Consider the following 22,194-nt stretch of genomic DNA (forward strand, 5'->3'; position numbering starts at 1 on the left):
TTTTTGGCGGTTCAGGAATAAGTCCGGCGGGAAATGGGTTAGCCCTTGTACCAACCCGTTAAACACACTGGAGTCGAAAATGAAGAAACTTGCCTGGCTTACCTTGTCCGCCGCCGTCCTCGTTTCCTCGAGCGCTTTCGCGCAAGGACTGACCCGTTCCGAAGTCCGACAGCAACTGGTGGAAGCGGAGCAAAATGGTTCGGAGTACGTTTCGAATGCATCGTATCCGGATATCAGCCCGGTGTTTCAGGACCAGGCCGCGAATCAACGGAAAGATACGAGCGCGTATGGCGGTGTAGCCGCTGGCTCGAACGCGAGTGCGCCGCGTGCCACACTGAATGGCACGCAAAGTCCTGAAACCTGTGTCGGTCCTGTCAGCTTCTGCAATATCTATGCAGGGTCGTGAACAGGGTGGGGCGGGCCGTTGGCTGTCGCGTGAATGCCAAGCGCCAAATTGTCTATACCTGACCAACACCGGCAAGCCATGCGCGATTCAGCGTGGGGGAGCGCACGGCGCAGAACGCTTCATCGTCTGTGCCATGCTGGTTTGATCAGACCGGCATCTTGCGGAACGCGATCGCAAAGCGGTTCCAACTGTTGATCTGCGACACCAGCAGCGTCAGGTCCACGATCTCTTCTTCAGTGAAATGCGGCTGCACGGCTTCCCAGACGGCATCGGGCACATGGTCGTTCGAGACCAGCGTGAGCGCTTCGGTCCATTCCAGCGCCGCGCGTTCGCGGTCCGTGAAGAACGGCGTCTCACGCCATACCACCACGGCAGCCAGCCGGCGCTCCGTCTCACCGCCCTTGCGGGCATCGGTCGTGTGCATGTCGACACAGAATGCACAGCCATTGATCTGCGATGCACGCAGGCGGACCAGTTCCGCCAGCGACTTTTCCAGCGATGACTTACCGATGTACTCTTCCACTGCAACCAGAGTCTTGATGGCGGATGGCTTGGCTTTGTAGAAATCCAGACGAGTTTGCATGGGTGGCTCCTTTGATTTAAATGATGCGCGATGCAGCGCGGCATGAGTAAGGTTAGACGGTTGACTGGACCTTATAAATAGCCGATTTCGCCTAATTTCAGGTAACCAGCGTCAAAGCCTCCAGACTTAGTTGCCTTATGCGGGCCAGCCGAGAGCAGGAGGCGGGCTTGTCCATCAGCCAGCCATCCGCGCCCTAGCAAAACGCTTAAAGAAAAAGCCGGAACCCGCGAAATAGTGCGGGTTCCTTGATGTGGATCATTGAACGTTCAAGCTCACTATTTCGACATGTTGAATCATCTCAATAATGATTAATAATGCGTGAAATCATGTGAATCTTAGCGCTCGGCAAATTGGCTTAAGTGCTTTAAGCTCACCTACCAGAGCAGTCGCGTGGTTATAAAAAATTAGCTGTAGCGAAATACTGCAGACACAAAAACCCGATCGAGGGATACAACGGTGGGCATACGCAGCGTCGTCTTAACACTAGTGCTGCTCGCAAGTTCCAGCCTGCATGCATTCGCCGCTGGCGAGGCGCCGGCCGAGAAGGCGCCCGACACCATGCAGGCGCGCGTGCTTGGTTGCGCGGCGTGCCATGGCGCGCAGGGTGAGGGCACGAGCAACGACTATTACCCCAGGCTCTCAGGCAAGCCCGCTGGTTATCTTTACAACCAATTGCTCGCCTTTAGAGATGGTCGTCGCAAGTACCCGCCAATGAATTATTTGTTGGCCTATCTTCCTGACCCGTATCTGATGAAAATTGCGGAGTACTTTGCCGCCGAGCATCCGCCATTTCCCGCGCCTGCGCCTGTGACTGCCGATACCGCGACGCTTGCGCTAGGCAAGACCCTGGTAAATAGCGGCGCTGCGTCACGCAAGATTCCCGCATGCGTTGCGTGTCACGGTGCGGCGCTGACCGGCATGGAGCCGGCCATTCCGGGCTTGCTGGGCCTGCACTCCGACTACATCAGCGCGCAGTTGGGCGCATGGCGTTACGGCACGCGCACCACGCTTGCTCCCGATTGCATGCATGACGTCGCCACGAAACTAGCCGACCGGGACATCACGGCTATAGCGGCGTATCTGGCTTCGTTGCCCGCTCCGGAAAATCCGGCGCCTGCTGCGGCAGGGTCACTCAAGATGCCGCTCGCTTGCGGCACTGTTCCTAATCAATAGGCGAGGAAATAGACGTGTTCAGTTTCCGTGCCCTAATGCTTGTTTGCGCTTGCGTCGTGACGTTGAATGCACGAGCCGCCGATCCCACTGTGATTGCTCGCGGTGAATATCTCGCTCGCGCCGGTGATTGCATTGCGTGCCATACAGTACCTTCCGGCAAACTATTCGGCGGTGGACGCGCGATGGAAACGCCGTTCGGCACGCTCTATACGCCGAACATTTCATCGGACAAAGAGACCGGTATTGGCAAGTGGACCTCGGCTGAGTTCTACACCATGATGCATACCGGCAAGGCGCGCGACGGCGAGCTGCTTTATCCGGCCATGCCGTTTGCTTCCTACACCAAGGTCACGCGGGACGACTCCGACGCGATATACGCGTACCTGTTGTCCACGCCGGCCATTCATCAGCCTAATCGTGCGCATGAATTGCGGTTTCCGTTCAACCAGCGCTCATTGCTGTACGGATGGCGCATGCTGTACATGAAGCCCGGCGAATACCAGCCTGACACCACGCAATCGGTGGAATGGAATCGCGGCGCTTACCTGGTCGAAGGGCTTGGCCATTGCACGATGTGCCATACCGCGATCAATGCACTGGGCGGTAATTCGCCCTCCAAGCGTTTCGAAGGCGGGTTGATCCCGGTGCAGAACTGGTATGCGCCTTCGCTGACATCGAATAAGGAAGCGGGACTGGGCGACTGGAGCATCGAGGACATATCGGACCTGCTGCAGTCGGGCGTGTCGAATCGTGGGGCAGTGTATGGGCCCATGGCCGAGGTCGTGTATGACAGCTTCCAGTATCTGACGGATCAGGACATTCGCGCGGTGGCTGTCTATCTGAAGACGCTGCCGGCGCGTGCGGGCGAAAAGCCCGTGCCTCCAACCGCCGCGGTCGCGGAACAACAGACCAGCCTTTCGCCGCTTGGGAAAAAGATCTACGACGCTCAATGCGCGCTGTGCCATGCGTCGCAAGGGCAGGGCAGGCTGCCGCATTTTCCTCCTCTGGCGAACAATCAGTCGATCCAGATGACGTCATCGGTGAATCCGATTCGCATGGTGCTGAACGGCGGATATGCGCCGGGCACGAAGAAGAACCCGATGCCCTACGGCATGCCGCCGTTCGCCCAGTCGCTCTCCGATGTCGAGGTCGCGGCGGTCGTGACGTATATCCGCACGGCCTGGGGAAATCACGGTACACCGGTGAGCGTCAAGGAAGTCAACACGTTGCGCTCAGCCCCACTTTATTGAGGACGTCATGACTGATTCCGAGAAAGAAGATGCCGCCGTCGATGAGATCGTGCGAGACGGCCCGCACGGCGCCATTGCTTTGGCTGGCGCTGCAACGGCCATTGTGATCGGCTTGTGGTTTGCGTTTTATTTCCTGGTCTTCTTACCCCGCGGCGTTATCCAATGAGCACTGAACACCCGTCGCATGCGTCTGCCGACGTTGCCGCGCGCATCGAGCGCAAGTGGGCGCTTCTTGTCGTCATCATCCTCTGCGTGCTGGTCGCCATGACGATTTTCACCGGTCTGCATTGGGCCATGATGCCGCCATCCAGAGTGGAGACCGTGCGGCCTGAAACGCTCAATGTAACCGGCGAATTCATTGAAAGCAACCTGGGCAGCGCGGTTGAAGCGGATGGGTCGGTCACTGTGCGAATTGTTGCGCAGCAGTACTCGTTCACGCCGCAATGCCTGCTGATTCCAACTGATACGCCCATTACTTTTCGCGCCACCAGCGCGGACGTCATACATGGATTCCTGATTACGAACACGAATATCAATTCGATGCTCGAGCCCGGTTATATCTCCACCTTCAAGAGTACCTTCACGCAGCCCGGCGAGCATCTGATGCCATGCCATGAGTTCTGCGGCACGGGACATCAGGGCATGTGGGCTCACGTGAAGGTGATCGATAAAACGGCTTTCCTCAAGATGGCAAACGCTAACGGTTCGCGGAGACTCAGCTGTGTTAAATAGCAAGCGACTCGTTCTCGCGCATTTCTGGCTTGGTTTCATCAGCTTCGGCGGCGCGTTGCTGCTCGGCGCGTGGCAAATGTGGGTACGTAGCCCGCTGCATCCGTGGCTGAAGAATCCGGAACTCTACTATCGCTCGGTCACGGCGCATGGCTCGGCCATGGCCTACGTGTTTCCCACGTTGATCGCAATGGGCTTTGGTTACGCGGTCACCGAACTGGCGTTGAAGAAACCGCTGGTCGGAGCGCGCTGGGCGTGGGCCGGTTTCATCCTCGTGGCCGTGGGTACGGTCACCGCGATGGTCCCGGTCGCCATGGGCCTCGCCTCGGTCCTCTATACGTTCTATCCGCCGATGATCGGCAACGCGTTCTACTACATCGGCGTTGTGCTGGTGGTGGTCGGTTCGTGGATCTGGGTCGCGCTGATGTCGATCAACCTTGCCGTGTGGAAGCGCGACCATAAGGGCGTGCCGGTCCCTCTGGCCATGTTCGCCACCCTGGCCGGGGCCTATTTATGGGGCTGGACAGCGGTCGGTGCGGCCATCGAGATCCTGTTCCAGATCCTGCCTGTGGCGCTTGGCTTCAAGACGACGATCGACGCCGGCCTGGCCCGCGTGTTCTTCTCGTGGTCGCTTCACGCGATTGTCTACTTCTGGCTGATGCCCGCTTACATAGCGTATTACACGATCCTGCCGCGCGCGATCGGCGGCCGTCTGTACAGCGATTCGATGGCGCGCGTCTCGTTCATCCTGTTCCTGGTGGTGTCGATGCCGATCGGCATCCACCATCTGTTCGCCGATCCGCAAGTGGGTTCGGGTTTCAAGTTCATGCATTCGGTATTCACGGCGCTGGTCGCGGTACCGACCATGCTGACGGTGTTCACCATCTGCGCATCGGTTGAAATAGCGGCGCGTTTGCGCGGCGGCCGTGGCAGTTTTGGCTGGATCAAGGCGTTGCCCTGGGAAAATCCGTTGATGCTTGCGCTCGCATTTTCGTTCGTGATGCTTGGCTTTGGCGGGGCGGGTGGCATCATCAACATGAGCTACCAGCTCGACTCGACCATTCACAATACGCAATGGGTCACCGGTCACTTCCATCTGATCTTCGGCGGGGCGATCGTCATCATGTATTTCGCGATCGCCTATGATCTCTGGCCGCATCTCACTGGCCGCGCGATGACGCACTTGAAGCTGATGCGCCAGCAGTTGTGGCTGTGGTTCATCGGCATGATCGTGTTGACGTTCCCGTGGCATTTCGCGGGCATTCTCGGCATGCCGCGGCGCATGGCCTTCTTCGATTACACCGACCCGGAGATCGCTGAACAGGCAGTATCGGTGATCATCTCGACTATCGGCGGCTTGATCCTGGTTGTCTCGGCAGTGATGTTTTTCATCGTGCTGATTCGCAACCATCGTGGACCGCGCACTGTGGTTCCAGAGTACACGTTCAGCACGGCGGTGCATGAATCGAAGACCATTCCGGTCGCGTTGAACAGCTTTGGCCTGTGGCTTGCGCTGATGATCGGCCTGACGCTCTTTAACTACGGTTATCCGGTCGCGTCGCTGTTGTTCCGCTCCGATACGTCCGTCCCCGCGATTCTGATTGGAGGGCCGCAGCGATGAGCGAAGAACGCCTGTTCTCGTTACGCAACCGGTGGTTCACGGTTAGCGTTGGCGGCATGCTCGCGCTGGTCGTATTCTCGGCGGCGGTGGGTTTCATATGGTTGCCTTCGGCGCAAAGCGATCAGCCGTTCCAGGGAGTGTGGAATGCTATCTGCAGTGCGGCGGGCGTGCCGCAACAATGGTTGCGCGCTTCGTCGGCCACGCCGGTGCCGCTGGTGCAAACCAGCACGGTCGCCATGACACCGGAGTTGCTGGGAGAGCCCAGCAGCACGTCGATTGGCCGCGGCGCGACCTTGTCCATGCGTTGCACCATGTGTCACGGTGTACGGGGCATGAGCGATGCCAACTCGCCGAATCTTGCGGGACAGTATTCTTCTGTGATCTACAAGCAGTTGCTCGACTTTCAGTCCGGCGCGCGCCGTAATGCGGTGATGTCGCCCATGGTTTCGAACCTGAGTGACCAGGATATGCGCGATCTCTCTGCTTATTACGCGTATTTGCCGAGACCGGTGGCGCTGCGCTCCGATGCGGCGCCGGTCGTGGCCGTGCCGGATATTGTGTCCAATGGTGCGCCGATGCGAAACATTGCGTCTTGCGCGTCGTGTCATGGCGGTATTGATCATAAGGCGGGGAGCCCGTGGCTTGAGGGGATGCCGGCGGCGTACACCCGGGCGCAGTTGCAGGCGTTCGCGAACGACACACGTCATAACGATATCAACGAGCAGATGCGCAATGTTGCGCGGAATATGACGCCCGGGGAAATCGATGCAGCAGCGGCATACTATGCTGGGGCGCAACCCTGAGATTGGTTTTTTGCTCGCGCCGGTGGACGGGTTTTTTGGGGGGGTGGGTGGTCGGGGGTTATGCTCGGGTGGTCGGTTCTGGGGTTAGTGGTCGGGGTCAGTGCCAGGGAGCCAGGTTCCGAGGTTAGCGGTTGGAGTCGATGCCGGGTTGGTGCTTTCGGCCGTGGTGGTCTGCGAGAGTCGGATATTCTCTTTATCACTATTAGCCACTGTGCGTGGCGGCACGTCATTTCTGATATGACTTTCCGTGTCAACAGGTGTTTTTAGCTGTGGTCATCTTTTCTCTTCCTACAATTTCCTGAGGGCGGCGTAGCAGTAACACTCGACGGTGAATCAATCTGATATTCGCGGGTTGGTTACCGCATTACAGTGATCCGTCTCGTGAGCCTGCCGCTAACTTTGTGCGCAAGTCGGCGTGAACCGTTGATAAGCCGTTGCAAAGAAATGCCGCGGGTAACTCTGATGCCGGGCTACGCCGCCTTCAGGAAACTGCCTTTTCGATGATTGCAAAACTGTTTTTTGCTGGTTTAGACAGCCGCTCTGGACTTGTTGATCGCCTGCTCCATGCCCAGACGGGCGATGTCCCAGATAAACCCGGCGAGTTCGCGAGCGATCGCGACGACCGCCACGTTTTTGAGTTTGCCCTTCGCCACCATTCTTCTAAAGCGCCCACACAGACGCAACTGCGCGTCCCAGGCGCGATCGATAATCACCTTGGGCACGCCCTCATGACGCTGCTGAATTTCGGGACTCACCCGGGCCGTATGCCGATAACTCCAGGCGGCCTCGATCAGCAACTTTCGCGCAAGCGAATTGCCCGTCTTGGTGATGCTGCCCTGGCGCCGGCTGCCCCCCGACGAGTATTCTGAAGGCGTTATGCCCAGCCACGCCATCAACTGCCGAGGATGGGCAAAGCGCGTCACATCGACGATCTCCGAGAGCAAGCCAACGGCGGTGGTGAACTTGATGCCGCGCATGGTTTGCAGGGCGAGCACGGCGGGATAAAAGCGCCACTGCGGCACCGCTTCGCGCAAGGCCGACTCAAGCCGCTCGCACTGCGCAAACCGGTCTTCGATCGCGCGGCGCAACTCGGTGAAGGCGAGGTCCTGCCATGCGTTGCCGAACGAGAACTTGCTGATCCAGCGTCGATGCGCCGGTCCCCAGTTCGCCGTGCCCGCGTATCGCACGGCGTGGGCGAGCAGGAACGATTTTAACGCTTGGCGGGCGCGTTTGAGGGCATCGCGCGTACTGGCCCAGACACGCGCAAGATCGCGAAATGCTTCGTCTTCGACGGTGGGCACATGCACGGCGCTGAGGTCGCCCGCGCGCAGTGAGCGCACGAGCTTGAGCGCGTCGCGGCGGTCGGTCTTCACGCGATCGCCGGCTTTGCGCGGGATCAGCGAGGGGGCGCACACCATGCACTCGAAGCCTTTGGCAGCGAGGCGGCGCTGCAGGTCATAGCCCAGAGGACCGGCTTCATAAACGATTTTTACGTGGCGAGCCTTGGATTGAAGCTTTTTGCATAACTGATCAATATCGCGAGAGCGCGTGCCGATCTTGCCGAGCACTTCGACTTCGCCGCTGCCCAGCGCGTAGGCAACTGTAATCGAGTCTTTGTGAACATCCAGTCCGACAAATAACGTGATATCGTTTTGCATGCTGGCCTCCGTGTTGGAAACAAAACCTATGAGTGACGGGTTCGCCCTCACTGTTACGGCTCTGGCGCTATGCTAACCCGCGTGTTTTAGCTCTGTCACGGGGGCCAGCCCTTACTGCTCACGGAAGTCATACTAACTTTGTCCAAAGCGACAAAGAAACGAAGCAAAGAAAACGCTTTTAAACCACGCTACCCTAAGTGTCCACAGCGTGCAGTTTTGATTCATAGGTGCCCCAAAAGCACGGTGCTCGCCAGAGCCACGGATGTTTGAAACCCTCCTTCTCCGAACACCGATACCCACACGCTTCGCCACCAGTGATTGAACCTGCCCAAGGAGCACCCCGCGCTATCCGCGGACGACCGCCCTCCAAATGTGTACACGCCTCGAACCACGTCGCCAACCCTGCTGGAAACGAGGTCGCGAAGATGCGGGTGGCTGTAACCGACGAAAATAGCTGTACAGAACGCGCAACCAATTCACAAAAACTAAAACGGTAACCACAAACACGCATGAAGCTGTGGCCTACAAATACGGTCGCACAGACCAGGTAGATACCCTGTCAAAGAGCCGCAGCCGTAAATACCCGTGAGGCCGTACGGATTCCTTAGCAATGGTGCTTGCCCGAGAGCGTGCGGGGCGAAGCGTGTTCGTGTCAGGATTCGCGAGAAGGAGGGGTTCAAACATCCGTGGCTCTGGCGAGCACCGTGCTTTTGGGGCACCTATGAATAGAAACTGCACGCTGTGGACACTTAGAGACTGTTGCAGAATTACAAAAAGGGGCTGTTAACTTTTTGGCTCTGGTGTTAACTTCTGTCTTGTTTTCCCTGACAGGAAGCCATGGCTAAGGAACTTATAGACGACCAATTATGGGCACTCATCGAACCGCTGCTGCCCAAAGCTGCGCCGCGCAATCGCCGGTATGCAGGACGCAAGCCAATACCTGATCGCGCCGTGCTCACAGGCATCGTGTTCGTGCTGCGCGCAGGCCTCGCGTGGAATTTGCTGCCGCAGGAAATGGGCTGCGGGTCGGGCTCCACTTGCTGGAGGCGCCTGGACCAGTGGCATAAAGCGGGCGTATGGCAACGCATGCACGAAACGATGCTGGCCGAACTGCGCCGTCGAGGCCAACTCGATATGGCCAGAGTACTGGTCGACAGCTCCTCCATTCGCGCGTTGTACGCGGGAAAAAAACAGGCCCAAACCCCACGGACCGGCGCAAACTCGGCAGCAAACACCATATCATCGTCGATGCGCAAGGCATCCCGCTCGGCGTCATCCTGACGGGCGCAAACCGCCATGACGTCACTCAGCTTGACCCACTGGTCGAAGCCATTCCGCCAATTCGAGGCAAGCCAGGACGGCCCTTGCGTAAGCCCAAAATTGTTCAGGGCGACCGAGGCTATAGCTCTGAGCCACATCGGCGACGCTTTCGCAAACGCGGCATCACTCCTGAACTCGCGAAACTGCGCTCACCCCATGGCAGTGGTCTAGGCAAAACACGTTGGCCTGTCGAGCGTACGATCGCTTGGCTGCACTCCTATCGCCGCCTGAAGATGCGCTACGAGAAATATGCGCACATACACGAAGCCTTCCTCACGCTCGCGTGTGCTTTAACTTGCTGGACCCGGCTAAAAAATATGCAAACTTAATTCTGCAACAGTCTCTTAGGGTAGCGTGTTTTGAAAGCGTTTTCTTTGCTTCGTTTCTTTGTCGCTTTGGACAAAGAAATGACGTGCCGCCACGCACAGTGGCTAATAGTGATAAAGAGAAAATCCGACTCTCGCAGACCACTAAGGCCGAAAGCAGCAACCCGGCATCAACCCCGACCACTAACCCCAGACCCCCCCATTAACGACGACGCCCTACATCACCCTCGACAAACGCATCTTGAGCTTCTTCATAGCAATATCGATGTCGTTCGACTCAATCCCGCCATAGCCAAATATCAGCCCTTCCTGCGCTGGCCGATTCATGTAGAACCCCGAAATGCCATACAAGCCAATGGACGGATCGAGAGCGCCACCGGTCAGCTGCTTCTCCCTCAACGATCCCTTCAACCGCACACTCATATGAATTCCCGCTGCGGGAATCCGCGGCTCAAACCATTCGGCAAGCTCATTTTGCAGAAACGAAACAAGCGTTCTCCGACGATCTTCATAGTGCTTGTGCATACGTCGCAGATGCTTGGCGAAGTCGCCATCGAGCATGAATTTAGCCAGAGCCGCTTGCGTCAGTGAGCACGTATGCCAGTCGCTTATCTGCTTGGCTTTTTGTATGGCTTCATTCAGCGACGCCGGCGGCACGACATACCCCACCCGCAACTCGGGAAAGATCGTCTTTGAGAACGTGCCGACATAAGCCACCAGCCCCGCTCGATCAAGACTCTTGAGCGGTTCCATCGGCCGGCCCTCGAAGCGGAACTCGCCATCGTAGTCGTCCTCAATGATGACCGCGCCCTGGCGCTGCGCCCACTCAAGTAACGCCACGCGACGCTCAAGACTCATCGGCATGCCGAGTGGAAACTGATGCGACGGGGTCACATAGACAAGCCGTGCTTTCTTGGGCAATTGCTCAACGATCAAACCCTGGTCGTCGACAGCCACGCCGATCATCTTGGCCCCGGCCGCTGCAAACGCCGCACGCGCGGGCGGATATCCCGGTTCCTCAACCGCGACCACATCGCCGGGACGCAGCACCACACGTGCGATCAGATCGATCGCCTGCTGCGCGCCATGCGTGACAATCACGTCCTGCCAGTTGCTTGCCACGGCGCGGCTGAACGCCAGATAACGCGACACAGCGAGGCGCAATTCCTGTTCGCCGGCGGGGTCGTGATATTGCCCACGCCCGAGTGCCTGCAGTCGCACCGCGTGATTGATGCAGCGACGCCAGGTGTCGAAGGGGAACAGGCGCTTGTCAGTCACGCCGCCTAGAAAATCAAATGGGTAAGGAACGTCGTGCCTGGGCATCGAAAGCTGAACGGGCATAGACGACCAGATCGCTTGCGTCCTCGCCTGATGCTTCATTGCGTCGGCGGGATGCGTTGGAACGCGGATCAATCCCTCAGCCACAAACGTGCCGTCGCCGGGACGTGACCGGAGATAACCCTCGATGGTGAGACGTTCGAAGACATCGAGCGTGGTCTTGCGCGAGACGCCAAGTTGCGTGGCGAGATCGCGCGTGGAGGGCAGGCGTTCGCCCGCCGCCAACCTTCCCTCGACAATCCCGCTGCGCAACTGCCGGTAGATCTGTCCGCTCAGGTCGTCGCGGCCGCGAATGGTCACGTGGATTTCCATCGCAACGGTATCCTCGATTGGGGTTGATTCGCGGATTTTGGCATACCAGTAAGGCGAGCGGTTTTCGGTATCACGCTAACGCACTGTAAAGTTAGCAAAAACAACGATATGAGCTAAACTGAACTTACCTCGGATGGGCAGAATATGGCAAAAATCCGCGTTTAACCGCGATATCGTTTAATTGACACGATCAAAAAATGTAGTCAAAATAACGTTAATAAAACCTAGACGCAATCACCCGCACGCCGGCTCAGCGAGTTTTTGCTTGCTCGTTCAGGCAGTACCTGAGGATTCGAGTGATGGAGACGTATTACCTTGCCATCGACGTTGGCACTGGCAGCGCGCGCGCCGCCCTGGTCAATTCGCATGGCGTCATAGTGAGCATTGCGGCGCGCGAACACGAGCAGATCGTGCCGCGCTACGGCTGGTCCGAGCAGCGCCCGACCGACTGGTGGCAAGGCGTAGCCGGGGCCATCCGCGAGGTCTTGAACAGCACGCCCCATGCTGCCGAAAACATCGCGGCCATCTGCGCGTGCGGCCAGATGCACGGCACGGTTCTTATCGACGCAGACGGTCAACTCACCCGCGAAACCGCACCGCTCTGGAACGACAAACGCACGCTTGCGCAAGTGGCTGCCTTTCGCGCGAGCCACGCTGCCGCATCGTATCTGCCATTGACGGCCAATCCGGCAACACCCGCATGGCCCGGCTTCAAACTGCAATGGCTCAAGCAGAACGAGTCCGATGCATACGAACGTGCGGCAACGGTGTTCATGCCGAAGGACTACATCAACTTCCGGCTGACCGGCGAGCGCGCCTGGGACTGGAGCGACGCCTCCACGAGCTTCCTGATGGACCCTGAAACACGCTCCTGGTCCCAGCCCATGCTCGACACACTCGGTCTCGACGGCAGCAAGCTCCCGCCCATCCGCTCGCCGCAGGAAATACTCGGCACGGTCACCTCCGAAGCGGCTCAGGCAACTGGCCTGCGCGAAGGTACGCCGGTGCTTGTGGGCGGCGCGGACTATCCGCTTTCCATGCTGGGCTCCGGCGTGTACGGACCCGGTCTCGGCTCGGATATCACCGGCACGTCGTCGATCATCACGGTGATCGCGGACACCCCCATGCTGCACCCGGAAGTCTCGAACATGATCTCGGCGGAAGGGCTCTGGGGACGCTTCATGCTGCTCGATTCGGGTGGCGATGCAGTGCGCTGGGCGCGTCGTGCATTCCATGAAAATGCCCTGAGCTACGAGGCCGTTGCACAGAAACCTGCCGATGCCCCCGTCGGTTCCGAGGGCCTGTTCTTCCTGCCTTACCTGAGCGGTGAAAGGCTCGGCGAACATTCGAATTCGCGCGCCCAGTTCTTCGGTATCGCGGCCAAGCATGGCACGGCGCATCTGCATCGCGCGGTATTGGAAGGGGTCGCGTTCGGCGTGCGGCGGCACATTGGCGTGATCGAATCAGCGGGCGTGCACATGGAGCGGCTGGTCGCGGCAAGCGGCGGCGCCAAGGCTGCTCTCTGGCTGGAGATCAAGGCAAGCATGTATCGCACGCCGATCCTCGTGCCGGCTCAACTCGAATGCGGCGTGATCGGCTGCGCCATTCTTGCGGCGACCGCACACGGCCAGTTCGCGCGTCTGGGCGATGCAGTCGCGGCCTTCGTTCAGTTCGAACGCGAGGTCTTGCCGGACCCGCGGGCAAGCGACACCTACGATCGGATGATGCCGATCTTCGAGCGGCTCTATGTGAGCTCGCAACAGTTCTACGACGACCTGGATCGTCTCGCCGAGGCTCATGCATGACGCAAGTAATCAAAGCTGTCCTGTGGGACATGGACGGCACGCTCGCTGACAGTGAAGCGCTGCATCTGAGCACACTGGTCGCCGTGTTGACCCATCATGGAATAGACGCGGGCGACGACCTGCATGCATCGATATTCGGCAAGACCGGCCGCGAAGTGCACGCGTACTGCTGCGAACGTTTCGGAATCGATTTCGACTACGGTCAATGGTCGATGGCAAGGGCGCGGCACTATCTGTCCGAAGCCCCGAAGATGCAGCCGCGACCCGGCGCACTCGGTGTCTATCACGCCGTGCACGCAGCGGGAACACGGCAAGCAATTGTGTCGAACTCATCGCGTATGTTGCTTGAAGCGGGGCTCCGCGCGCTCGACTTGCAGGACCCGCAACTGATCTCCATCAGCGCTAACGACGTACGCGCCGGCAAGCCCGACCCCGAGCCGTATCAGCGCGCTGCGTGGCTGCTGCGCGTGACTCCTGAGGAAGCGATCGTGGTGGAAGACAGCCCGACCGGCGCCCGCGCCGCTATCGCGGCCGGCATGCGGGTGCTCGCGTGGCCCGAGCATGAAAGCGCTGCTGGCACGTTTCCCGATGGCGTACGCATTGTTCGCACCGAACACGAACTCGCCGATGCGCTCGGCGTTCAACTCACTCCTTTTCCCTGAACCCATCATGCTCCGAACCAGCATCTTCCCCTCGCGATACGTCCAGGGCGCGGGCGCGCTCGATTCACTCGACGCGGAACTCGCGCGCCTGGGCACGCACGCGGCGTGTCTCGTCGACAGTAACGTTGCCGCTTTGCTTGAACCTGCGTTATCGAAGGCTGAACGCGTGAAGCTCGCCGTGCGTAGCGTCGATGCCGCGTGCACCGAACGCTCCGTCTCCGCCGCGGCTGCATGGATTCGCGAGAGCGGGGCCGACATCGTGGTCTCGTTCGGCGGCGGCAAGGTGGTCGATACGGGTCGCGCCGCTGCTGACGACCTGCGTTTGCCGTTCGTGTGCGTACCGACCATTGCTGCATCGGATGCGCCGTGTTCAGCGCTTGCCGTGATCTACGACGAAGAGGGCCGGGTGGTGCGCGACCGCTTTGTCCGTCGCAATCCGGATCTCGTGCTGCTCGATACCAGCCTGATCGTGCGCGCGCCCGTGCGTTTTTTTATCGCAGGCATTGGGGACGCGCTCGCTACTTTCTACGAAGCCGATGCGTGCCGCCGCGCCTATGCAAAAAATCTTTGTGGCGGTCGCGGCACGGCGCTGGCTTTCGAGGCAGCGAAGTTATGTCGCGATACCTTGTTCGCGCATGCCGTGCAGGCGGTGGATGATTGCCGCGCACAGATCGTCACGCCGGACTTCGACGCCACGCTGGAAGCGACCGTGCTGCTTTCGGGCATCGGCTTCGAGTCGGGTGGCGTGGCCGCGGCGCATGCCATTCATCACGGCCTCGCGGACCTGCCTTCGTCGCATGGCTTGCTGCACGGCGAGAAGGTCGCTATCGGCGTGCTGGCGTCGCTGTTTTTATCGGCGGTGCCTGACGACGAACGGGCTCGCGTGTTTCGTTTCTGCCGCGCCGTGGGCCTGCCTACGCGTCTCGCGCAGATCAACGTGGACGTGAGCGACGAAGCGGCGCTTGAGACCGTGGCGAAGCGTGCATGCCGGGCGGGCGAAATCATCCACAACGAACCGTATCCCGTCGATGCACCATTGGTGGTTGCAGCGTTGAAGGCGATGGACCGATACGCGGCACGATCCGATAACCAAATTTAAAAGCGAGACAACACATGACAGGCGAACTCAAAGGCGCGGAAACAGCCGCGTTCCGTCCCGGCCTCTTCGACGGCAAGACGGTCCTCGTATCGGGCGCAACCAGCGGCATTGGACTCGCAATCGCGCGGGGTTTTGCGGCGTTGGGCGCTCAGGTGATTGCAACCGGCAGCTCGGCTGGCAAGCTCGAAGGGTTGCGCGCGGACGCCACGCTCGAAGGCATTCGCTTCGAGCAACTGGATGTCCGCGATAACGACGCCATCAAGCGTTTCGTTGCTACGCTAAGTGTGCTCGATGTGCTGGTGAACGCGGCCGGCGTGGCGCGTCCCGCCGATGAATATCTTGACGATGTCTTTCGCGAAGTGATCGACGTGAACCTGACGGCGGTCATGCGCCTCGCAATGGCCGCTCGTGACAAACTCGAGCAGGCGCGTGGATCGATCGTCAACGTGGCGTCCATGCTGAGTTATATCGCCGACGTGGATGTGCCGGCTTATTGCGCCAGCAAGACCGGCATTCTCGGCTTGACGCGTTCGCTGGCTCACGCGTTCGGCCCGGCAGGGGTACGGGTAAACGCGATTGCGCCAGGCTACCACCGGACCGACATGACACGTGCGCTGTGGGAAGTACCGGCCAGCGCGGAGAAGATAGCGGCGCGCAGCGCGCTCAAGCGTTGGGGCGAAGTGGATGACCTGGTCGGCGCAACGTTGTTCCTGGCATCGCCGGCGTCGGCGTTCATCACGGGCGTGACCTTGCCTGTGGACGGCGGCTACGCAAGCGGGGTATGACGCAAAAAAAACCTTCTCTCTCCGGAAAAATGGAGAGAGAAGGCTGTGTGCTTCCAGAGACGCTTAGGAGTACCGCCCGAAGCGTCAAACCATCATTTTAGAACTTGTGCGTGATGCCGACGATCGCTGCCAACTGGTGATTGTTGGACGAGAAGGACGAGCCGCTGAAGTCAGCAACAGCCTGTTTGCCCGTCGAATCGACACCCGAAGCGGTCTCGAAGAAGCCGATCGCGTAAAGCGTCGTACGCTTGGACAGCGAGTAGATGGTGCCCAGGTTGAACTGGTTGTACTTCGCGCTGCCTACGTCGTCGGCGCCGCTGTTATGCGTGTAGATGTACGCGCCGGCCAGCGTCAGAGCCGGGGTCAGTGCGTACTTCACGTTCACTTCGCCCGAATTGAACGTAGCGGTGCCGCCGTTGTACTTGGTGCCAAAGCTGCCCGGAGGATTGCCGAGTGAACCCAGGTTCTGGAACTGGGTGTTCGAGTACAGCAGCGCGATCGTTGCCGGTCCCACTGCGTACGAACCGCCGGCGGTGATGATCTGCTGCGAGCCTGCCGACGCGTAGCCGCCGTAAATACGGCTCGGCATGTTGTTGGTGCCGCCCGCGGCCGACGTCGGCGTCGACGAGTTGCCCTGGTCGCCAAACGTCGAGAAGTACGGGTCCTTGGTGAAGTTGTAGCTTGCACCCAGCTTGAGCGGGCCGTTTGCGTACGACACGGCTGCGTCGGTGACCGCGTTTCTCGAGAACTGGCCGGCCTGGCCGCCCAGGCTGTACAAGACGCCAACCGTCACGCCACGGTAGTTCGGGCTCGTGTACTTGAGGGCGTTCTGAATGCGGTTCGACGTATCCACGTTATCGACGTCGCCTGCGCGCGTACCGTAGCCGAGGCCGGATGCAGCCCAGTCAGCACCCGATGCAAAGGTGGCCGTGGCGTCGTTACTTGCCGAGTACTGGCGGCCCAGCGTCAGCGTACCGTACGTGCTGCTCGACAGACCGACGAAGGCCTTGCGGCCGAATTCCAGGCCGCCCTGGCTCAGCGCGCCGGTGCCGAGTGTATAACCGTTTTCCAGGTCGAAGATTGCCTTGAGGCCGCCGCCCAGATCTTCAGAGCCGAGCAAGCCCCAGCGCGATGAATTGGCGCTGGATAGCGCATATTGCTTCGCACCCTTGACGTTGTTGTTAAAGAGAATGCCGCCGTCGGCAACGCCGTACAGGGTCACGCTGCTTTGTGCGTGTGCAGCGCCAGCAAATGCTCCGATAGCAAAGATGGCAGCCGCGGTTTTCTGAATTTTCATTTTGTTGTGCTTCAGTTGTTGTAAAAGAAGGAGACATCCTATTTGAACGGGTCGAAAAGTCCCACTGATGTTTGATTGTTTGGTTATTCCGTTGCTTTCTAAACCAACATGCCAAAAATTCATATAGCCGAAATAATTAGCATTCCAAACCGTCAGACATGAGGCCGACCGAATCACAAATAGGCTAAAAGCCCTATACCCACCAAGTTGTAAGCTTTTCGAAGGGTACTGAACGTCTGGCTCGACGAACCATAGTCTGGCCCGATTTCATTTTCGTGAATGATATTTATCTTTTTGCCGACAAGGAACATTCAATCGGCATGCGTATTATTTGAACAACAAGTTATTGAAAAGCTGGCAATTTCAGAGGAATTCAGGCTTGTCTGTCTTAGCAGACTCTTAAGCCCGTGGCAGGCGCCATGTGCAAAGGCCGGGGGTGGCCTTCCTGATGTGTACGAGTAGCGAGGGTTACTGCTTATTAAATGACGCCGGTCGAGCGCATGTCGGCCAGGCGCTTTTTCATGTCGAGCACGGCGAGCGTATGAGCGTCGCCTTTGCGCAGCGCGACACTGGTCGAGAGGATATCGATAATGACAAGCGCCGCTAGCCTCGACGTGGTCGGTGTATAGACATCTGTATTTTCCAGCGTCTCCGCTATCACGGCGACGTCGGAGAAGCTTGCGAGCGGACTATTCGATCCGGTGATCACAATGACGCTTGCGCCGCGTTCGCGGGCGGTCCGCGCGACCTCGATCAGCGAACGCGTAGAGCCGGTGTTCGAGATGGCCACGACCGCGTCGCCCGGCTTGAGCATGGACGCCGCAATGAATTGCTGGTGCGAATCCTGATGCGCGACGCATGGCACGCCGAAGAGCGGAAACTTCTGCTGCGCGTCCAGCGCGACAATGCCCGACGCGCCAAAGCCGAAGAATTCGATCCGCCGCGCTTTCGCCAGCAAATCCACCGCCCGTCCGATAGCCGCGAAATCCAGCTTCTTGCGCGCCCAGTCGAGGCTGGTGATGGTGTAGTCGAAGATCTTGGTGGCGATGGTCTCCGGGTCGTCGCCCTTGGCGAGCACCGAGTGCGTGGCCGGTGCACCGAGCGCCAGGCTCTGCACCATGCGGATCTTGAAGTCCTTGAAACCGCTGCAGCCTAGCGTCGCGCAAAATCGCAGCACGGTCGGCTCGCTGACCTGCGCGTTGCGGGCGAGCTCGGCCAGGTTGATGTCGGAGATCGAAGCGAGGTTTGCAAGGATGTACTCGGCCACTTGCCGGCTGCCACGGCGAAGGTTGGGACGCGCGCGGTCGATCAGTTCGAGGATGTTGTAATCGGGCACTCGATGTTCCTTCGTTCATTGTCAACGGGGCGCCGCAAGCGGCGCCCCGTGCAGGCCTGAGGCCACGTTGCCAAGTGTATCGGATCGCCCTGCTAGCGGCGCCAGAAACGGGCGCCGCGTTGCGACAGGACAGCCGCCACGATGATCACGCCCATCACCACTTGCTGATGGTAACCCGGCACGCTGGCAAGGTTCATGATGTTGCCGATCACCCCCAGGATCAGCACGCCCATCAGCGTATTCACGGCGCCGCCTTTACCGCCTGCCAGACTCGCTCCGCCGATCACGACCGCGGCAATCACGGTCAGTTCGTCGCCTACGCCGACCGTCGGTGCACCCACTCCTGCACGCGACGTCGAGATGATGCCGGCAAGCGCCGCCAGCAGTCCCGAGCTGACATACGTGCCGAGCACATGGCGCGCGACCGGCACGCCCGACAGCCGCACGGCTTCCTCGTTCGATCCGATCGCGCGGACCACGCGGCCTGCACGAAGCCAGTTCAGCGCAATCCCGCCAATCGCGAATACGATCAGCATCACGAGCGTCGGGCCCGGTATGCCGAAATACGAATGACGGCCGAAGTCGAGCAGCGCCTGACCTGGATCGTCGACGAGGATAGGCGAGCCATTGGAGACGATCATGGCCACACCGCGCGCAACGGTCATCATGGCCAGCGTGACGACAAACGGCGTGAGGCGGAACCACGCGATCAACGCGCCCGATACAAAGCCGCATAGACCACCGACCAGCAGCGTGACGAGCAGGGCGACGCTCAGGCCGTATTGGGGAATGAGCATGGCCGAAACCACGCTGCCCAGCGCCGCGATGGAGCCGACCGACAAGTCGATACCGCCGGTCAGCACAACCAGCAGCATGCCCACCGACATGATGCCGACGCCCGCGACCTGACGCGAGATGTTGGACAGGTTAGCCACCGAGAAGAAGTCGCTCGATACGAACGACGCGGCGATCACAAGCACGATCAAAATAGCGACCGTGTTGAAGCGGCGGGCGACTGACCACCAATGTCTTGCGTGTGCGTGGCCGGATTGCGCCTGACGCGATTTCTGAGTGACGGCGCTGGGATTCATGGTGCGAGTCTCCGTGTCTGGTTTAGTGGGTGAGCGCGGCGGGCGCTTCGTCCGGCGCTTTGTTCGGCACACGTTGCAAGGAGAGCGAGAGGATCTGCTCTTCGCTGAAATCGGCGGGCTGGAGTTCGCCGCGAATCTCGCCTTCGCCCATCACGAGAATGCGATCGCACAAGCCCATCAACTCCTGATGCTCGGACGAGATCACGAGCACCGCCTTGCCGCGTTCTGCGAGCTGATTGATCAGCGTATAGATTTCCACCTTGGCGCCCACGTCGACACCACGTGTAGGTTCGTCGAGGATGATCAGGTCGCCATCCGCATGAAACCACTTGGCGAGCACGACTTTTTGCTGGTTGCCGCCTGATAGCGTGGAGACGTCGGCGTCCATCGAACGGGCCTTGATGCGTAGTTGTTCCATCAATTTTTGAACGAATGCACGCTCGCGGCCGAACGCGAGAAAACCGCCCGGAAGGCTGACGGACTTAAGCGCCGCGAGCGTGGCGTTGACGCGGATCGGCATCGATAAAACCGCGCCCTGGCCCTTACGGTCTTCAGGAACGAAGCCGATGCCGGCCTTGACCGCTGCCATTGGCGAGCGAATCGCCAGCAGCTTTTGCTTCAGTTCGATGGTGCCGGAATCGCGGGTGTCGGCGCCGAAGATCAGCCGGGCGACCTCCGTGCGTCCCGAGCCGATCAGGCCGCCAAGCCCGACCACTTCGCCGGCGCGCAGCGTGAACGAGACATTGCGTACAGCATGGCCGCGTACGAGGCCCGTTACCTTCAGCACTTCGTCGCCGAGCGTCGCGTGACGTTGCGGGAACAGCACTGAAAGCGGGCGGCCGACCATCTTGCGAATGAGTTCATCCATGCTGATATCCGCAGGCTTGACGGTGTCCACGCGCTTGCCGTCCTTGAGCACCGTGATGCGATCCGCTATGGCGAACACCTCATCCAGCCGATGCGAAATATAAACAATGCCCACGCCGCGCGAGCGCAGCCCGCGCACGATCTCGAGCAGTTTGTTGGCATCCGACGGCGCTAGCGCGGCGGTGGGTTCGTCCAGCACCAGCAGCTTCACTTGCCGGCTGAGCGCCTTGGCAATTTCAATCACCTGGCATTGCGCCGCGGACAGGCCGCTGACCAGCGCGGAAGGGTCTATGTCGAAGCCGAGGCTCGCGATCAATTCATGCGCTTGCCTGCGCAGCGAACGCCAGTCGATCACGACCGGCAACGCGCCGAGGAACACGTTTTCAGCTACCGAGAGATCCGGCGCCAATGCCGTTTCCTGATGAATCACCGCAATGCCTTCTTCCATGGCCGCGTGCGGATTGCGAAAGAATATCTCTTGTCCTTCGACCTTGATCGTACCGGCATCGGGTTGATGGCCGCCGCCGATAATGCGCATCAGCGTCGACTTGCCCGCGCCGTTCTCGCCGACGAGCGCATGGACTTCGCCGCCAAGGACATCGAAGTCGACGCCTTCAATGGCGTGAATGCCGCCGAAGCGCTTGTCGACGCCGGTAAGGGCGATGAATGGAATCATGAAGGTGTCTCCAGAATGCAGGCGCACCGGCCGGGCCGGTGCGCCTGCATGAACCCGCGCGTCTTTAGAAGATCGCCTTCGGGTTGTAGAACTTGTCGACGTTGCTCTGGTTGATCACAGCGGACGGTGTGTACGAAATCTTCGGCACGTTGGTCACTTCACCCTTCGCCGCTTTCATCCCGATGTCCACCGCCGTGCGCGCGACGAGTGCCGGATCGTTCAGTGCGGTCGCGCCGTACTTGCCCTGCTTGATCAGGTTGAGCGCTTCCTTCTGGCCGTCGGCTGCGGCAACCAGCGTAATGCCCGTACGGTTCGCGCTTTCGATTGCACGGCGTGCGCCGAGGACCATGCTGTCGTTTTCGCCGAGCACCATGTTGATGTCCTTGTTGGCAACCAGCAAATCTTCCATGGCCTTCAACCCGCCTTCATCCGACCAGTTGCCCCAGCCCTGACCGACGATCTGCATGTTGACCTTGCCGGTCTTGGCGAGCTGCGCTTCGACAATCCCGTCGATCACGCCGTCACGCCGTTCCTTGCCGACCGGATTGCCTTTCTCGCCGGAGATCAGCGCGATCTTCAGCGGTTTGTCGCCCATGGTGTCGACGACCCATGAGCCGACCAGCGCACCGTTCTCGCGATTCGACGATTGCACGAGCGTCAGGTAGTTGGCCTTGGGGTCGAGCGTACTGTCGATCACGACCACTTTCACGCCGGCGGCCGTGGCTGCGTTCACGGAGTTGACGAGACCTTTAGGATCGGCCGGGTCGATGATCAGCACCTTGATGCCACGCGTCAACATGTCCTCCACGTCCGAGATCTGCTTGCCCATCTTGCCCTGGGCGTCGGCCGTAATGACGTCAGCGCCGAGTTCCGTGGCACGTGCTTTGGCTGACTCCATGGCAGCCGAGAAGTAAGGCGCGTTGAGCACCTTCATGGAAATGCCTACTTTCATCTTGTCGGCAGCAAACGCCGGGGCCGTTGCAACCACGCTTGCCACTGCCAGCGCTACACCACACATCACCTGCTTCACGAACCGCGTCATGTCTCCTCCTTTTGT

At 59.7% G+C, this 22,194-nt stretch carries 20 protein-coding genes; 12 read left to right on the forward strand and 8 right to left on the reverse strand.

The window, feature by feature from the left end; translation table 11 throughout:
- Positions 1–79 precede the first annotated feature (79 nt).
- A complete protein-coding gene (locus tag ACSQ36_RS23170; protein WP_213762109.1) occupies positions 80–406 on the forward strand; it encodes a DUF4148 domain-containing protein in 327 nt (108 codons plus the stop codon).
- 145 nt (positions 407–551) lie between these two features.
- On the opposite strand, the gene ACSQ36_RS23175 is transcribed toward ACSQ36_RS23170, so the two are convergent.
- Entirely contained in the window at positions 552–989 is a 438-nt protein-coding gene (locus ACSQ36_RS23175; protein ID WP_436183735.1) for a carboxymuconolactone decarboxylase family protein, read from the reverse strand.
- Between the two features lie 558 nt (positions 990–1,547).
- On the opposite strand from ACSQ36_RS23175, the gene ACSQ36_RS23180 reads away from it, so the two are divergent.
- From ACSQ36_RS23180 to ACSQ36_RS23205, 6 genes are read left to right on the forward strand one after another with little or no spacing between them, the layout of a single operon-like run.
- Entirely contained in the window at positions 1,548–2,162 is a 615-nt protein-coding gene (locus ACSQ36_RS23180) for a c-type cytochrome (RefSeq protein WP_436184925.1), read from the forward strand.
- Between the two features lie 35 nt (positions 2,163–2,197).
- Complete coding sequence (locus ACSQ36_RS23185) at positions 2,198–3,412, forward strand: c-type cytochrome (protein WP_436184926.1); 1,215 nt, start codon at positions 2,198–2,200, stop codon at positions 3,410–3,412.
- Positions 3,413–3,419: 7 nt separating this feature from the next.
- Complete coding sequence (locus ACSQ36_RS23190) at positions 3,420–3,578, forward strand: hypothetical protein (RefSeq protein ID WP_089164460.1); 159 nt, start codon at positions 3,420–3,422, stop codon at positions 3,576–3,578.
- Positions 3,575–4,144: a cytochrome C oxidase subunit II gene (locus tag ACSQ36_RS23195; protein WP_436183736.1), complete on the forward strand. Its 570-nt coding sequence runs from the start codon at positions 3,575–3,577 to the stop codon at positions 4,142–4,144. Before ACSQ36_RS23190 ends, ACSQ36_RS23195 begins: the two co-directional genes overlap by 4 nt.
- Entirely contained in the window at positions 4,134–5,762 is a 1,629-nt protein-coding gene (locus tag ACSQ36_RS23200) for a b(o/a)3-type cytochrome-c oxidase subunit 1 (protein ID WP_436183737.1), read from the forward strand. The genes ACSQ36_RS23195 and ACSQ36_RS23200 overlap by 11 nt, the downstream gene beginning before the upstream one ends.
- Complete coding sequence (locus tag ACSQ36_RS23205) at positions 5,759–6,565, forward strand: c-type cytochrome (RefSeq protein ID WP_213762113.1); 807 nt, start codon at positions 5,759–5,761, stop codon at positions 6,563–6,565. The genes ACSQ36_RS23200 and ACSQ36_RS23205 overlap by 4 nt, the downstream gene beginning before the upstream one ends.
- Before the next feature lie 527 nt (positions 6,566–7,092).
- Here ACSQ36_RS23205 and ACSQ36_RS23210 read toward each other — a convergent pair.
- Positions 7,093–8,223 carry an IS110 family transposase gene (locus tag ACSQ36_RS23210; protein ID WP_436183738.1) on the reverse strand — a complete coding sequence of 377 codons (1,131 nt, stop codon included), beginning with the start codon at positions 8,221–8,223 and terminating at the stop codon, positions 7,093–7,095.
- A gap of 837 nt (positions 8,224–9,060) precedes the next feature.
- Here ACSQ36_RS23210 and ACSQ36_RS23215 point away from each other — a divergent pair.
- A protein-coding gene (locus tag ACSQ36_RS23215; RefSeq protein ID WP_436180705.1) for an IS5 family transposase occupies positions 9,061–9,872 on the forward strand; the annotation gives its coding sequence in 2 pieces (ribosomal slippage) (positions 9,061–9,409 and positions 9,409–9,872; 813 coding nt in all).
- Positions 9,873–10,085: 213 nt separating this feature from the next.
- On the opposite strand, the gene ACSQ36_RS23220 is transcribed toward ACSQ36_RS23215, so the two are convergent.
- The gene (locus ACSQ36_RS23220; protein WP_436183739.1) at positions 10,086–11,519 is read right to left on the reverse strand and encodes a PLP-dependent aminotransferase family protein; all 1,434 of its coding nucleotides are present in this window, start codon (positions 11,517–11,519) and stop codon (positions 10,086–10,088) included.
- A gap of 299 nt (positions 11,520–11,818) precedes the next feature.
- Between ACSQ36_RS23220 and ACSQ36_RS23225 the strand changes: the two genes are divergently transcribed.
- The 4 genes from ACSQ36_RS23225 to ACSQ36_RS23240 are packed head-to-tail and all read left to right on the forward strand — an operon-like array spanning position 11,819 to position 15,870.
- Positions 11,819–13,324, forward strand: a complete 1,506-nt coding sequence (locus tag ACSQ36_RS23225; RefSeq protein WP_436183740.1) for a xylulokinase — start codon at positions 11,819–11,821, stop codon at positions 13,322–13,324.
- The gene (locus ACSQ36_RS23230; protein WP_436183741.1) at positions 13,321–13,986 is read left to right on the forward strand and encodes an HAD family hydrolase; all 666 of its coding nucleotides are present in this window, start codon (positions 13,321–13,323) and stop codon (positions 13,984–13,986) included. The genes ACSQ36_RS23225 and ACSQ36_RS23230 overlap by 4 nt, the downstream gene beginning before the upstream one ends.
- 7 nt (positions 13,987–13,993) lie before the next feature.
- Positions 13,994–15,085 (forward strand): glycerol dehydrogenase, encoded by a 1,092-nt coding sequence (locus ACSQ36_RS23235; RefSeq protein ID WP_436183742.1) that lies wholly within the window; start codon positions 13,994–13,996, stop codon positions 15,083–15,085.
- A 14-nt stretch (positions 15,086–15,099) separates the two neighbouring features.
- Positions 15,100–15,870, forward strand: a complete 771-nt coding sequence (locus ACSQ36_RS23240) for an SDR family NAD(P)-dependent oxidoreductase (RefSeq protein ID WP_436183743.1) — start codon at positions 15,100–15,102, stop codon at positions 15,868–15,870.
- Positions 15,871–15,967: 97 nt separating this feature from the next.
- Here ACSQ36_RS23240 and ACSQ36_RS23245 read toward each other — a convergent pair whose 3' ends face one another.
- From ACSQ36_RS23245 to ACSQ36_RS23265, 5 genes are all read right to left on the reverse strand, one after another.
- Positions 15,968–17,167 (reverse strand): porin, encoded by a 1,200-nt coding sequence (locus tag ACSQ36_RS23245; RefSeq protein WP_436183744.1) that lies wholly within the window; start codon positions 17,165–17,167, stop codon positions 15,968–15,970.
- Positions 17,168–17,645: 478 nt separating this feature from the next.
- Entirely contained in the window at positions 17,646–18,503 is an 858-nt protein-coding gene (locus tag ACSQ36_RS23250) for an SIS domain-containing protein (RefSeq protein ID WP_436183745.1), read from the reverse strand.
- Positions 18,504–18,595: 92 nt separating this feature from the next.
- Entirely contained in the window at positions 18,596–19,594 is a 999-nt protein-coding gene (locus ACSQ36_RS23255; protein WP_436183746.1) for an ABC transporter permease, read from the reverse strand.
- A 22-nt stretch (positions 19,595–19,616) separates the two neighbouring features.
- Complete coding sequence (locus tag ACSQ36_RS23260; protein WP_436183747.1) at positions 19,617–21,137, reverse strand: sugar ABC transporter ATP-binding protein; 1,521 nt, start codon at positions 21,135–21,137, stop codon at positions 19,617–19,619.
- Between the two features lie 64 nt (positions 21,138–21,201).
- A complete protein-coding gene (locus tag ACSQ36_RS23265) occupies positions 21,202–22,179 on the reverse strand; it encodes a sugar ABC transporter substrate-binding protein (protein WP_213762121.1) in 978 nt (325 codons plus the stop codon).
- Between the last annotated feature and the right edge of the window lie 15 nt (positions 22,180–22,194).

It is taken from the genome of Caballeronia sp. LjRoot34 (genome assembly GCF_964253815.1).
GTDB lineage: Bacteria > Pseudomonadota > Gammaproteobacteria > Burkholderiales > Burkholderiaceae > Caballeronia.

What these genes read in the sequence shown, in the direction of transcription:
- ACSQ36_RS23170 (WP_213762109.1), top strand. Translation starts at nt 80, where the DNA reads ATGAAGAAACTTGCCTGGCTTACCTTGTCCGCCGCCGTCCTCGTTTCC.
- ACSQ36_RS23175 (WP_436183735.1), bottom strand. Translation starts at nt 989, where the DNA reads ATGCAAACTCGTCTGGATTTCTACAAAGCCAAGCCATCCGCCATCAAG.
- ACSQ36_RS23180 (WP_436184925.1), top strand. Translation starts at nt 1,548, where the DNA reads ATGCAGGCGCGCGTGCTTGGTTGCGCGGCGTGCCATGGCGCGCAGGGT.
- ACSQ36_RS23185 (WP_436184926.1), top strand. Translation starts at nt 2,198, where the DNA reads ATGCTTGTTTGCGCTTGCGTCGTGACGTTGAATGCACGAGCCGCCGAT.
- ACSQ36_RS23190 (WP_089164460.1), top strand. Translation starts at nt 3,420, where the DNA reads ATGACTGATTCCGAGAAAGAAGATGCCGCCGTCGATGAGATCGTGCGA.
- ACSQ36_RS23195 (WP_436183736.1), top strand. Translation starts at nt 3,575, where the DNA reads ATGAGCACTGAACACCCGTCGCATGCGTCTGCCGACGTTGCCGCGCGC.
- ACSQ36_RS23205 (WP_213762113.1), top strand. Translation starts at nt 5,759, where the DNA reads ATGAGCGAAGAACGCCTGTTCTCGTTACGCAACCGGTGGTTCACGGTT.
- ACSQ36_RS23210 (WP_436183738.1), bottom strand. Translation starts at nt 8,223, where the DNA reads ATGCAAAACGATATCACGTTATTTGTCGGACTGGATGTTCACAAAGAC.
- ACSQ36_RS23220 (WP_436183739.1), bottom strand. Translation starts at nt 11,519, where the DNA reads ATGGAAATCCACGTGACCATTCGCGGCCGCGACGACCTGAGCGGACAG.
- ACSQ36_RS23225 (WP_436183740.1), top strand. Translation starts at nt 11,819, where the DNA reads ATGGAGACGTATTACCTTGCCATCGACGTTGGCACTGGCAGCGCGCGC.
- ACSQ36_RS23230 (WP_436183741.1), top strand. Translation starts at nt 13,321, where the DNA reads ATGACGCAAGTAATCAAAGCTGTCCTGTGGGACATGGACGGCACGCTC.
- ACSQ36_RS23235 (WP_436183742.1), top strand. Translation starts at nt 13,994, where the DNA reads ATGCTCCGAACCAGCATCTTCCCCTCGCGATACGTCCAGGGCGCGGGC.
- ACSQ36_RS23240 (WP_436183743.1), top strand. Translation starts at nt 15,100, where the DNA reads ATGACAGGCGAACTCAAAGGCGCGGAAACAGCCGCGTTCCGTCCCGGC.
- ACSQ36_RS23245 (WP_436183744.1), bottom strand. Translation starts at nt 17,167, where the DNA reads ATGAAAATTCAGAAAACCGCGGCTGCCATCTTTGCTATCGGAGCATTT.
- ACSQ36_RS23255 (WP_436183746.1), bottom strand. Translation starts at nt 19,594, where the DNA reads ATGAATCCCAGCGCCGTCACTCAGAAATCGCGTCAGGCGCAATCCGGC.
- ACSQ36_RS23260 (WP_436183747.1), bottom strand. Translation starts at nt 21,137, where the DNA reads ATGATTCCATTCATCGCCCTTACCGGCGTCGACAAGCGCTTCGGCGGC.
- ACSQ36_RS23265 (WP_213762121.1), bottom strand. Translation starts at nt 22,179, where the DNA reads ATGACGCGGTTCGTGAAGCAGGTGATGTGTGGTGTAGCGCTGGCAGTG.